This window comes from Dactylosporangium cerinum, from assembly GCF_042653625.1.
Classification (GTDB): domain Bacteria; phylum Actinomycetota; class Actinomycetes; order Mycobacteriales; family Micromonosporaceae; genus Dactylosporangium; species Dactylosporangium cerinum.
The window spans coordinates 366329-379679 of the sequence record NZ_JBHSIU010000130.1; the positions used below are offsets into that span (position 1 = coordinate 366329).

Below are 13351 nucleotides of genomic sequence, written 5' to 3' on the forward strand. Positions count from 1 at the left end.
ATCGGCCGAACAAGACGTCGGCCGGGAACACCGGCACAGGACGAGGCGGTGAGGTCAGGCGTTGGACGAGCCGGAGCGGCAACCGGGCGCGCTCGCCGACGGCGTCCGTCGGTTGCTGCTGCTCTATGCCCCGCTCTTCGTCGTCGCGCTCGGCTGGGCGGTCGTCCGCGGCGCCGGGTTCGACGGTGCGACGGTCCTCGGCTGGCTGCCCGGCGCGCTGTCCCTCGCGGTCGCCTCCTGGTTCCTGTTCCAGGCGTCGCGGCTGGAGCGGCTCGCCCCGGCCGGCCGCCGCTTCTGGCGGCTGATGGCGGTCGCCGCGCTGCTCATCGCGCCGGCCACGAAACCCCTCACCGAGGCGAGCCTCGGCGGCCGCAAGTCGGGCCCCGTCCTCGCCGGCGCGGTGCTGCTGCTCAGTGTCGCGTTGCTGCTGGTGCTGTGGGGGCTGCTGCGGCTGCCGACCCGCAGCCGCAGCCGCGGTGACTGGTTACGGCTCGGGCTGGACGCCGCCACGGTGCTCGTGTGCTCCGCGACGTTCCTGTGGCAGTTCGTGCTCGAACCCATTTCCGACGCCCGCGCCGACCTGCCCCGGGCCCTCGGCCTGCTGATGCTGAGCCTGCTGTGCCTGCTCGCGGTCCTCGCCGTGGTGAAACTGATCCTGGTCGGCACCGACGCCGTCGACATGCTCGCGCTGCAGTCCCTGGCGGGCGTGGTCCTGCTCGGCGCGGTCGGCTCGGCGCTCGTGCCCGTCCTGCAGAGCCCGCGCCTGGCCGGGGTGTCCGACATCATCACCACCCTCGAGGGCACGATGGTCGGGCTCGCCGGGGTCGTGCAGCTGCACCGGGTCCGTCCGGCCGCGGTGACACCGAAGGCGCGCCGCCCGTACAGCATCCTGCCCTACTTCGCGATCGCCGCCGTCTTCGCGCTGCTGGTCGCCAACCACGGTGACGGCCCCGTCCTGGCCGGCGCGGTCGCCGCGAGCGCGGCCGTGGTGCTGCGGCAGCTGCTCGCGTTCCGCGACAACGACGCGCTGCTCGGCACCGTCCGCGACCACCAGCGGCTGCTGCGCGAGCAGGCGACCCACGACGCGCTGACCGGCCTGCCCAACCGGGCGCTGTTCAACGACACCCTGGACGAGGCGTTCCACGGCGCGGCGATCCTCGTCGACCTCGACGACTTCAAGACCGTCAACGACACCCTCGGCCACCACGTCGGCGACGGCCTGCTCGTCGAGGTCGGCCGCCGGCTGCGGGCCGCGGTCCGCCCCGGTGACCTGGTCGCCCGGCTCGGCGGCGACGAGTTCGCGGTGCTGCTGCCCGGCGCCGGCGACCACGCCGCCGGGGAGGTCGCCGAGCGCATCCTCGCCGAGCTCGCCAACCCCGTCACAACCCACGGGCACCTGCTGAGCGTCGGCGCGAGCGTCGGCGTGGCGGAGCGGCTCGCCGACGACGACCCGCAGTCGCTGCTGCGGCACGCCGACATCGCCATGTACGCGGCGAAGCAGCGCGGCAAGGGCCGGCACGCCCGGTACACGCCCGACCTCGAGGGGCTCCTGGCGACGCCCGCGCAGCGCGCCGACGAACTGCGCGCCGCGATCGGCGCCGGGCAGGTCGAGCTGACCGGCGAGCCGATCGCCCGGCTCGCCGACGGCACCGAGGTCGAGCGGCGCCTGTGCGCCCGCTGGCCGTCGGTGGACGTCGCCGACCTGACGGTGCCGCTGGTGCGCTGGTCCCTGGCGGAGGCGTGCCGGGTGACGCCGCCGGGCCGCCGGTTCACGGTCGACGTGAGCCGCTCGGCGCTGCTCGCGCCGGGGTTCCCGCACGACGTCGCCGGGATCCTCGCCGGGGCCGGCGTCGCGCCGACCTGCCTGACCCTCGCCGTGCCGGCCGCCCTCGCCGGCGAGGACACCGGGGTCCGCGGGGTGCTGCAGGAGCTGCGCGGGATCGGCGTCGGGCTCGCCCTGGACCACACCGGCACGGCGCACGCGCGTCTCGACCTGCTGGTGTCGTTGCCCTTCACGCGGCTGGTGCTGGACGCGACCCTGTTTCCGGCCGGCGGCGAAGACCCCCGTCGGGAGGCACTGGTCGACGCCGTGGCCCGGCTCGTCGCGGCCACCGGCGTGGAAACGGTCGTCGCCGGGGTCCGCGACCCGGGGCAGGTGGCGCGGCTGCGGGACCTCGGGTTCGGGCTCGGCTCCGGCCCGGCGCTGTCGGCGTTGGAGGATCTGCGCCTCTCCAGCCGCTGAACCGCTGGTCACCGACCGTACAAGGGAGAGCGCTCTCCTGTAGTGGCCCCGGCGCACTTCCTACGGATCGAAGAATAAGTGTGGGTCCGCTCTTGACAGGGCGCCCCGATCGGACAACCCTCGTCCTTGGAGAGCGCTCTCCCACCCAGACTCCCGGCCGCCCGCCCTTTGGCCGCGGAGTCACACACCCCGGATGGCCGGACCGAGCACCACCGTACCCCTACGGTGGCGCTGCCGGCTGCCGCCCGCCCTGAAACCGGGAGCAATTGATGCTGACCGCCGCACGACCGGCGCACCGCCGCCGCCGGAATCTGATCTTCGCGTCCGTCGCCGCCATCCTGATGGTGGCCACGTACGCGGTGACCACGACCTTCTCGGCCTCCGCCGCCGACACCCTCCTCTCGCAAGGCAAGCCCGCGCTCTCGTCGTCGGACGAGAACGGTGGCACCCCCGCCTCGGCCGCGTTCGACGGCAACACGACCGGCACCCGCTGGTCCTCGGCCGCCGCCGACCCGCAGTGGCTGCGCGTCGACCTCGGCCAGACCGCGACGATCTCGCAGATCAAGCTGTACTGGGAGGCCGCGTACGCGACGGCGTTCAAGCTGCAGACGTCCGCGGACGGCAACACCTGGACCGACATCAAGTCGGTGACCGGTGCGACCGGCGGCGCGCAGACCTACGACGTGACCGGCTCCGGCCGCTACGTGCGGGTCTACGGCACCGCCCGGGCGACCGGCTACGGCTACTCGCTGTGGGAGTTCCAGGTCTACGGCTCCTACGGCGGCACCACCACCCCCGGCACCTGCAACACCGGCGTCAACGCCGCGCAGGGCAAGCCCGCCACCGCCTCCTCCTCGGAGAACGCCGGTGCGAACGGGGCCGGCGCAGCGGTCGACGGCAACGCCGGCACCCGCTGGTCCAGCACCTTCAGCGACCCGCAGTGGCTGGCCGTCGACCTGGGCTCGTCCCAGTCGATCTGCCAGGTCACGATCAACTGGGAGGCCGCCTACGGCAAGGACTTCCAGATCCAGACCTCGCCCGACGGCGGGACCTACACCACGATCAAGACCGTGACCGGCGGCACCGGCGGCAACCAGACGCTCGACGTGTCCGGCACCGGCCGCTTCATCCGCGTGTACGGCACCGCCCGCGGCTCCGGCTACGGCTACTCGATCTGGGAGTTCATCGTCCGGACCGGCACCGGGCCCACCGGTTCGACCTCGACCACCCCGTCGTCGTCGCCGTCCGCGTCGCCTTCGACGTCGACCTCCACCGGCCCGATCCAGGGCGGCGGTGACCTCGGCTCCAACGTCATCGTCTTCGACCCGTCGCAGTCCACCGCGACCATCCAGACGAAGCTCGACCAGATCTTCGCCCAGCAGGAGACCGCGCAGTTCGGTCCCGACCGCGTGCAGTTCCTGTTCAAGCCCGGCACGTACAACGGCCTCAACGCCCAGATCGGGTTCTACACCTCGATCAACGGCCTCGGCCAGAACCCGCAGGACGTCCGGATCAACGGTGACGTCACCGTCGACGCCGGCTGGTTCCAGGGCAACGCCACGCAGAACTTCTGGCGCTCGGCGGAGAACCTGTCCGTCTACCCGGTCTCCGGCGTCGACCGCTGGGCCGTCGCCCAGGCCGCGCCGTTCCGCCGCATGGACATCCACGGCGGCATGACCCTCGCGTCGCCGAACTGCGGCTGGGCCTCCGGCGGCTACATCGCCGACTCCCGCGTCACCGGCAACATCAACCCCTGCTCGCAGCAGCAGTGGTTCACCCGGGACAGCACCATCGGCAGCTGGAACGGCTCGGTCTGGAACATGGTGTTCTCCGGCGTGCAGGGCGCCCCGGCGAACAGCTTCCCGAACCCGCCGTACACCACCCTGCCGACGAGCCCGATCACGCAGGAGAAGCCGTACCTCTACACCGACAGCTCCGGCGCCTACCGCGTCTTCGTGCCGTCGCTGCGCACCAACAGCAGCGGCGCCACCTGGATCAACGGCCAGACCCCGGGCACCTCGCTGTCGATCAACCAGTTCTACGTCGCGAAGCCGGGCGTCTCGGCCGCGACCCTCAACGCCGCCGTCGCGCAGGGCCTCAACCTGCTCTTCACCCCCGGCGTGTACCACCTCAACAGCACCGTGAACATCAACCGCGCCAACACCGTGGTCCTCGGCCTCGGGTACGCCACCATCGTCGCGGACAACGGCGCCCTGCCGATGGCCGTCGGCGACGTCGACGGTGTCAAGATCGCCAGCCTGCTCTTCGACGCCGGCCCGACGAACTCCCCGGCCCTGCTCCAGGTCGGCCCGAACGGCGCCAGCGGCAACCACGCCGCCGCCCCGAACCTCATCTCCGACGTGTTCCTGCGCGTCGGCGGTGCGGGCGCCGCCAAGGCCAGCGCGGCCCTGATCGTCAACAACAACAACACGATCATCGACCACATCTGGGCCTGGCGCGCAGACCACGGCGACGGCGCGGGCTGGACCTCCAACCCGTCCGACAACGGCCTGATCGTCAACGGCCAGAACGTGCTCGCCTACGGCCTGTTCGTCGAGCACTTCAACAAGTACAACGTGGTGTGGAACGGCAACGGTGGCCGCACGATCTTCTTCCAGAACGAGCTGCCGTACGACCCGCCGTCGGCCGCCGCCTGGTCGCACGACGGCATCGTCGGCTACGCCGCGTACAAGGTGGGCAACAACGTCACCACCCACGAGGGCTGGGGGATGGGCAGCTACTGCGTGTTCACCACGGACGCCTCGATCGCCGCGTACCACTCCTTCGAGGTGCCCAACACCCCGAACGTCAAGTTCCACAACATCCTGACCGTGTCCCTCGGCAAGGGCTCGATCACACACGTCATCAACGACACCGGCGCGGCCGCCCAAGCCTCCGCCGTGGTCCCGTCCAACGTGGTCAGCTACCCCTGATCCACGTCGCCTGAGTGAGGGCCGGTCCTTTCGGGGACCGGCCCTTCGCGTTCAGCCGTGGTTGACGGTCAGGGAGTAGAACTTGACCTTCGCGCCGTTGGTGGTGCTGTCGGAGGAGGACTGGTTGTAGGAGCCGGCCTTGAAGTACATGCCGTACTGGTTGAAGGACGACGGGATCGCGTAGCTGGTGGTGCTGCCGTTCACGGTCAGGTTGATCCGGTTGCCGCCGGAGATGGCGATGACGTAGGACCACTTCACGCCGAGTGGGACGTTGCCGACCAGGTGCAGGGTCTGGCCGCCGTCGGGGGAGTTCTCGGTGCCGAGGTAGATGTCGCCGTTGGGGCGGTAGTACAGCTCCAGCAGCGGCTTCGTGGACGGGCCGCCGGTGCCCAGGTGGACCTGGCCGACGCAGACGTTCTTCGTCACGTTCGGGATGCGCAGTGTCGCGGAGAGACGGTGCGAGCCGGCCAGGCGCCAGTCCGCGGCGCTGCCGCTGGCGTTCATCTCGCGCAGCTCGGAGCGGGCGTAGTTGGAGTTCGGCGTCGTCACGCCCTTCTCCGGGGCCCAGAACGTCATCGAACCGTCGTTCTTGTCGGTGAAGAAGTACGCCGGGTTCGTGTACCCGTTGGCGCCCCGCAGCTGTGACGACGGGATGGTGGTCGGCGCGCCGGGGGAGCCGACCGGCAGTTGCAGCTGCCAGATCGACAGGTCGAAGTTGCCGCCGGGGGCGACGGCCGGGTTGAGCCCGCCCGCCGGCGGGGTGGTCGGCGGCGCGCTCCCGCCGGGCAGGGTCCAGGCCTGGTTGGCGGTGCCGGTGCAGGACCAGATCTGCAGCCGGGTGCCGTTGGCCGAGCTCTGCCCGGTCGCGTCGAGACACTTGCCGGAGCCGGCGTTCACCAGGGACCCGTTCGAGGCGGTCCACTGCTGGGCCGCCGAGCCGTTGCAGTCGTACAGCTGGATCTTCGCGCCGTTCGCGGTCGACGCGGCGGTGACGTCGAGGCACTTGCCGAGCGCCTGGATGCGCGTGCCGTCAACCGTCCAGGTCTGCGCCGCGGTGCCGTTGCAGTCGTAGAGCTGGATCGCGGTGCCGTTGGCGGAGCTCGCCGCGGCCACGTCCACACACTTCCCGCCGAGGCCCGTGATGGGCCCTGCGGTAGCGGCGTTGGCGTTGGTACCGCCGAGCACGCCGGCGATGACGGCCGCGGTCACGGCGGTGACGGTGGCGGCGGCGATGATGAGCGTTTTCGGGCGTCGCTGCATGGGCTGTCCTTGGGTGGGATGTGCCCGCCCCGAATAGGCAGAGCGGCTAACAATAAACAACCCTGTCTATACGTTGTCAACGGTTCCTTGTCGCGCATGTTGACGAACCGGCACCCATCTGAAATCTTGGATGTCCAGCGACGCAAGAACTTTGCAGAACCCGTCAAGATTCTGAATGTCGCTGTGCAAGCCGCGTAGCAGTCGACCGCCACCGCCTGCTCCGTCCCACCCACCCGCTGTTACCGCCGAGCCCACACAGCCCATAGGGCGCACCGACACCCCCGGAGCGCCATGCCGCCATGCCCGCAGGGTCCAACCCCGCGGGCCCGGTGTGTCGCGCCCTCGCCCCGATGAGAGGCCAAGACGTCATGAGTACACGAAAGCCCAGGTGGCGGCTCTTCGCCGCGGTCCTGGCGACCGCGGTCATCGCCGCCACGATGCCCACGGCCGCCGAAGCCGCCGGTGGACCGAACCTTGCCCTCGGCAAGCAGATCCAGGCCAGCAGCTCCAACGGCCCGTACGGCACCGGCAACGTCAACGACGGCAACGCCGCGTCGTACTGGGAGAGCACCAACAACACGTTCCCGCAGTGGATCCAGGTCGACCTCGGCGCCAACACCGCCATCGACCAGGTGGTCCTGAAGCTGCCCACCAACTGGGGCACCCGCACCCAGACCCTGGCCGTGCAGGGCAGCGTCAACGGCACCGCGTTCAACGACCTGTCGGCGTCGGCGGGGCGGGTGTTCAACCAGGCCTCCGCGAACGTCGTCACCATCAACTTCACCGCCGCCAGCGTCCGCTACGTGCGGGTCACCATCACCGCCAACAACGGCTGGCCCGCCGGGCAGCTGTCGGAGTTCGAGATCTACGGCGCGGCCGGCAACGTGCAGCCGCCGACGGCACCGGGGAACCTCGCGTACACCCAGCCGGCCTCCGGGCAGATCCGGCTGACCTGGACGGCGTCGACGTCCGCGTCGGGCATCGCCAGCTACCAGATCTTCGCCAACGGCTCGCTGCGGGCGACCGTCGGCGGCACCGTCCTGGTGTACACCGACACGCAGCCGGACACCGCGACCGTCGAGTACTACGTGAAGGCGACCGACCCGGCCGGGAACACGTCGGCGGAGAGCAACCACGTGACGCGGACCGGCACCACCCCGCCGAACGGGCAGAACCTGGCCCAGGGCAAGGCCATCGAGGCCAACTCGTCGGTGTTCACGTTCGTCGCCACGAACGCCAACGACGGCAACGTCGGCTCGTACTGGGAGTCCAACGGCTTCCCCGGCATCCTGACGGTGAAGCTCGGCTCGAACGCCGACGTCAGCTCGGTCGTCGTCAAGCTCAACCCCGACACCGCGTGGGGACCGCGCACCCAGGCCATCCAGGTCCTCGGCCGGGAGCAGTCCGCGACCGGCTTCACCTCGCTCAAGGCCCGCGCCGACTACGGCTTCAGCCCGTCGGCGAACCAGAACACGGTGACGATCCCCGTCAGCGGCCGCGTCGCCGACGTGCAGCTGCAGATCTTCACCAACAACGGCGCACCCGGCGGCCAGGTCGCCGAGCTGCAGGTCATCGGCACCCCGGCGCCCAACCCGGACCTCGTGGTCACCGGCCTCACCTGGTCGCCGTCCGCCCCGTCCGAGGTCGACGCGGTCACCGTTTCCGCCACGGTACGCAATGCCGGTACCGCGGCATCGGCCGCCACCACGGTCAACGTGAACGTCGGCGGGACCTCCGCCGGGACCGCCAACGTCGGTGCGCTGGCCGCCGGCGCGTCCACCACCGTCACGGTCAACGCCGGCACCCGCGCGCAGGGCAGCTACCCCGTCTCCGCGACGGTCGACCCGGCCAACACGGTCGCCGAGCAGGACGAGTCCAACAACGCCTTCACCGCCACCTCGCAGCTGGTCGTCTCGCAGGCGCCCGGCCCGGACCTGCAGGTGCTGAGCGTCTCGTCGAACCCGTCGAACCCGGCGGTCGGCGCGGCCGTCAGCTTCACCGTCGCGGTCAACAACCGCGGCACCACCGCCAGCGGCGTCTCCAGCGTCACCCGGGTGACGGTCGGCGGCACCACGCTCAACGGCACCACCGCCTCGATCGCGGCCGGCGCCACCGTCAACGTCGCGGTCAGCGGCACCTGGACGGCGACCAGCGGCGGCGCGACCATCACCGCGACCGCCGACGCCACGAACGTGGTCACGGAGACCAACGAGAGCAACAACTCGCTGACCCAGTCCATCGTGGTCGGCCGGGGCGCCGCGGTGCCGTACACCTCCTACGAGGCCGAGGCCGGCAACTACCAGGGCACCCTGGTCACCGCCGACCCGCTGCGCACCTTCGGGCACACCAACTTCGGCACCGAGTCCTCGGGCCGCGCGTCGGTGCGCCTGAACAGCCAGGGCAACTACGTCGAGGTCACCTCGACCAACCAGGCGAACTCCATCGTGGTGCGCAACTCCGTGCCGGACTCCGCGTCCGGTGGCGGCGCGGACTACACGATCAGCCTCTACGCCAACAACGTCTTCGTCCAGAAGATCACGCTGTCGTCGAAGTACAGCTGGCTCTACGGCACGACGGACGACACCGAGTCGCTGTCGAACTCGCCGCAGGCCAACGCCCGCCGCCTGTTCGACGAGTCGCACGCGCTGCTCGCGTCGTCCTACCCGGCCGGCACCAAGTTCAAGCTCCAGCGCGACGCCGGTGACAACGCGTCCTTCTACTACATCGACCTGATCGACCTGGAGCAGGTCGCGCCGGCGCTCAGCCAGCCGGCCGGTTGCACGTCGATCACCACGTACGGTGCCGTCCCGAACGACGGCGTCGACGACAGCGCCGCCATCCAGCGGGCCGTCAACGACGACATGAACGGCGTCATCAGCTGCGTGTGGATCCCGGCCGGGCAGTGGCGGCAGGAGCAGAAGATCCTGTCCGTCGACCCGACCCGCGGCCAGTACAACCAGAAGGGCATCCGCAACGTCACCATCCGCGGTGCCGGCATGTGGCACTCGCAGCTCTACACGCTGACCGAGCCGCAGAACGTGGTGGGCAACATCAACCACCCGCACGAGGGCAACGTCGGCTTCGACATCGACGACAGCACCCAGATCTCCGACCTCGCGATCTTCGGCGGTACCCAGAACCGCGCCAACCGGGGCCACGGCCTCAACGGGCGCTTCGGCAAGAACACGAAGATCAGCAACGTCTGGATCGAGCACGTCAACGTCGGCGCCTGGGTCGGCCGCGACTACAGCGACACCCCGGCGTACTGGAACCCGGCCGACGGCCTCGAGTTCACCGGGATGCGCATCCGTGACACGTTCGCGGACGGCATCAACTTCTCCAACGGCAGCCGCAACTCGAAGGTGTTCAACTCCTCGTTCCGCACCACCGGCGACGACTCCCTGGCGATCTGGGCGAACCCGCGGGTGAAGGACGCGACGCTGGACATCGCGCACGACAACCACTTCACCAACAACACCGTCCAGCTGCCGTGGCGTGCCAACGGCATCGCCATCTACGGCGGCTACGGCAACGGCGCGGAGAACAACCTCGTCTCCGACACGATGAACTACCCGGGCATCATGCTGGCCACCGACCACTCGCCGCAGCCCTTCAGCGGCACCACGGTCATCTCCAACAACGGCCTGTACCGCTGCGGCGGCGTGTTCTGGAACGAGGACCAGGAGTTCGGGGCGATCACGCTCTTCCCGTCCTCACTGGACATCGTCGGCGTCACCATCCGCGACACCGACATCTACGACTCCACCTACGACGGCATCCAGTTCAAGAACGGCGGCGGCAACATGCCGAACGTCGCCATCACCAACGTGCGCATCGACAAGTCCAACAACGGCGCGGGCATCCTCGCCATGTCGGGCGCCCGCGGCAACGCCAACCTGACGAACGTGACCATCACCAACTCCGCCGACGGCAACATCGTCAAGGAGCCCGGCTCACAGTTCGTCATCACCGGCGGCTGACAGTTCAGCAAAACATGCGGCCCGCGTTCTCCGAACGCGGGCCGCATGTTCGCTGTTTCCCGCCTGTCGCTGCGCGAAAGCTCGCTGCCCCACCGCTTCGCGGCGGGTCCCGCCGGGGGATTCTCACCCCGGACCCCCAATGCTCGCTTCGCTCGCACGACCTGCGCCCTGGCGGGCGCGGTCGACGCACACGCTAGCGCGTGGCAGTTGAAGGACCGGGGGTTCAGGTTTGGAGGCACTCAAGGTCCTTCGTCTGGCTCGCCCGCTTTGCGCGCGAGACGACGGAGGCGGGCCCGTCCGATGGGTGCGGGCGCTGTCCGTGCTTCCTGGACTGTGGGCACATTGGTGATCGACGGGGTTTTCGGGAGGACGGCCCGCCCCCGTCGTCTCGCGCGCATGGCGGGCGAGGAAGACGACAGACCTTGAGTGCCTGAAACCTGAGCCCCCGGTCTTCAACTGCCACGCGCATGCGTCCGAGTCGACCGCGCCCTTCAGGGCGCAGGTCGTGCGAGCGAAGCGAGCATTGGGGGTCCGGGGTGAGAATCCCCCGGCGGGACCCGCCGCGAAGCGGTGGGGCGGCGAGCTTTCGCGCAGCGACAGGCGGGAAACAGCGGGAAACAGCGGGAAACAGCGGGACCCGCCGCGAAGCGGTGGGGCAGCTAGTTTCTGTTAGTTGCTCTCGACGCGGACCAGGAGGCGGGTGGTGCCGATGATGATCTCGTCGCCGGGGTTGACGGTCACCGAGGTCACCTTGTGGCCGTTGACCCGGGAGCCGTTGGCGGAGCCGAGGTCGGTCAGGGTGAGCTGGTTGCCGTCGAAGTCGAGGCGGGCGTGCTGGCGGGACGCACCGGTGTCGGCGAGGCGCAGGTCGGCCTGGTCGCCGCGGCCGATGACGGTGCTGCCGCGCTGGACGGCGTGGGTGTAGCCGTCGTCGGTGACCAGGCGGACACCGCTGTCGGGGCCGCGGCGGGTGCGTTGGTCGGCGCCGGTGTAGACCTGGGCGTCGACGCGGAACAGGCCGGACGCCAGGTTCTCGCCGCGGGAGACCTCGACGAGGATGTCGCCGTAGACGGCCCAGCCCTGCTCGCCGATGTACTCCGCCTGGGACTGGGCGAGCTCGGTGGCGAGCGCGGCGGCATACGGAGCGAGCCGTTCGTGGTCGGCGGGGGACAGGGCGATCACGTAGCGGTTGGGCACCAGGATCCGGCCGCCGGGGATGCTGGTCTTGCCGGCGTTGGCCTCGCCCTGCATCGCGTTGAGGATCTCCACGGGGTGGACGACGCCCTTGAACACCTTGGCGAAGGCGCCCTCGACCAGGCCTTCGAGACGCTTCTCAAACCGCTGCAGTCCGCTCACGCCTCAACGGTAGCGCCCATGAACGTTTCATCGCGGTCGTGGTCGCGACAATAACCCCTGACCTGCGAAAAGGACCTGGTCAGGGATGTCCCGGGACAAGTCTGTCATTGGCGTCACTGTGCAAGGAAGCCCAGGATCGCCGGTCATGAAGGTCTTGCACAGACGTGGTCTCCTCGCGGTGGGCGCCGCCGCCGCCCTCGCGGTCACCGGCATCATCGTCCTGCCCGCCGTCAACGCCTCCGCGGCGAGCGGCTGCCGGGTCGCGTACACGGTGAACCAGTGGCCGGGCGGATTCACCGGCAACATCACGATCACCAACCTCGGCGACGCCGTGAACGGCTGGACGCTCGGCTTCACGTTCCCCGACGCGGGGCAGCGGGTCGGGCAGGGCTGGTCGGCGACGTTCAGCCAGAGCGGTGCCGCCGTCACGGCCCGCAGTCTCGACTACAACGGCGCGCTCGCGACCGGCGCCTCCACCGGCATCGGCTTCAACGGCACGTGGACCGGCGCCAACCCGACGCCGACCGCGTTCACGCTCAACGGCGTGACCTGCACCGGCACGGTGACGAACAGCCCCACGCCGTCGAAGACCCCGAGCAGCAGCCCGAGCACGAGCACCAGCCCGAGCACGCCGCCCCAGGGTGGCACGCCCCTCGCGGCCAACGGGCAGCTGCACGTGTGCGGGGTCAACCTGTGCAACCAGAACAACAAGGCGATCCAGCTGCGGGGCATGAGCACCCACGGCATCCAGTGGTTCGCGAGCTGCGTCACCAACGCCTCGGTGGCCGCCCTCGCCGACGACTGGAAGGCCGACCTGCTGCGGATCGCGATGTACGTGCAGGAGCAGGGCTACGAGACGAACCCGGCCGGCTTCACGAACCAGGTGAACCAGTACGTGGACCTCGCCGAGTCCAAGGGCATGTACGCGATCATCGACTTCCACACGCTGACGCCGGGTGACCCGAACTACAACCTGGACCGGGCGAAGACGTTCTTCGCGGCCGTGTCGCAGCGCAACGCGAACAAGAAGAACGTCATCTACGAGATCGCCAACGAGCCCAACAACGTGTCGTGGCAGGGCATCAAGTCCTACGCGGAGCAGGTCATCCCGGTCATCCGGGCCAACGACCCCGACGCGGTCGTCATCGTCGGCACCCGCGGCTGGTCGTCGCTGGGCGTGTCCGACGGCACCGACGAGAACGAGATCGTGGCCAACCCGGTGAACGCGACGAACATCATGTACACGTTCCACTTCTACGCCGCGTCGCACACGGACAGCTACCGCAACGTGGTGTCGCGGGCGGCGGGCCGGCTGCCGCTGTTCGTCACCGAGTTCGGCACCGTCACCTACACCGGCGGCGGCGCGGTGGACCTGGCCAGCAGTGCCACCTGGCTGAACCTGCTCGACTCGAAGAAGATCAGCTACGCGAACTGGACCTACTCGGACGCGAACGAGAGCAGCGCCGCGTTCCGCCCCGGCACCTGTGCCGCGGGCAGCTGGACGAACCCGTCCTCGCTGAGCGAGTCCGGCGCGTTCCTGCGCGGCCGGATCCGCACCGCCGACAACTTCTAGGCCCGCT

6 protein-coding genes are annotated in these 13351 nt (G+C 69.9%); 4 read left to right on the forward strand and 2 right to left on the reverse strand.

Annotation, left to right across the window (positions count from 1 at the left end):
• The first annotated feature begins 61 nt into the window (after nt 1–61).
• A complete protein-coding gene (locus ACFPIJ_RS59665) occupies nt 62–2242 on the forward strand; it encodes a putative bifunctional diguanylate cyclase/phosphodiesterase (RefSeq protein WP_380128460.1) in 2181 nt (726 codons plus the stop codon).
• Between the two features lie 269 nt (nt 2243–2511).
• Entirely contained in the window at nt 2512–5175 is a 2664-nt protein-coding gene (locus ACFPIJ_RS59670) for a discoidin domain-containing protein (RefSeq protein ID WP_380128461.1), read from the forward strand.
• Between the two features lie 51 nt (nt 5176–5226).
• Here ACFPIJ_RS59670 and ACFPIJ_RS59675 read toward each other — a convergent pair whose 3' ends face one another.
• Entirely contained in the window at nt 5227–6435 is a 1209-nt protein-coding gene (locus ACFPIJ_RS59675; RefSeq protein ID WP_380128462.1) for a polysaccharide lyase family 7 protein, read from the reverse strand.
• A 368-nt stretch (nt 6436–6803) separates the two neighbouring features.
• Here ACFPIJ_RS59675 and ACFPIJ_RS59680 point away from each other — a divergent pair, with 368 nt between their 5' ends.
• A complete protein-coding gene (locus ACFPIJ_RS59680) occupies nt 6804–10415 on the forward strand; it encodes a CARDB domain-containing protein (protein ID WP_380128463.1) in 3612 nt (1203 codons plus the stop codon).
• A 669-nt stretch (nt 10416–11084) separates the two neighbouring features.
• On the opposite strand, the gene ACFPIJ_RS59685 is transcribed toward ACFPIJ_RS59680, so the two are convergent.
• On the reverse strand, nt 11085–11771 hold the full coding sequence (locus ACFPIJ_RS59685; RefSeq protein WP_380128464.1) for an FhaA domain-containing protein: 687 nt from the start codon (nt 11769–11771) through the stop codon (nt 11085–11087).
• A gap of 145 nt (nt 11772–11916) precedes the next feature.
• Here ACFPIJ_RS59685 and ACFPIJ_RS59690 point away from each other — a divergent pair, with 145 nt between their 5' ends.
• The gene (locus tag ACFPIJ_RS59690) at nt 11917–13344 is read left to right on the forward strand and encodes a cellulase family glycosylhydrolase (RefSeq protein WP_380128465.1); all 1428 of its coding nucleotides are present in this window, start codon (nt 11917–11919) and stop codon (nt 13342–13344) included.
• Nucleotides 13345–13351: the final 7 nt, after the last annotated feature.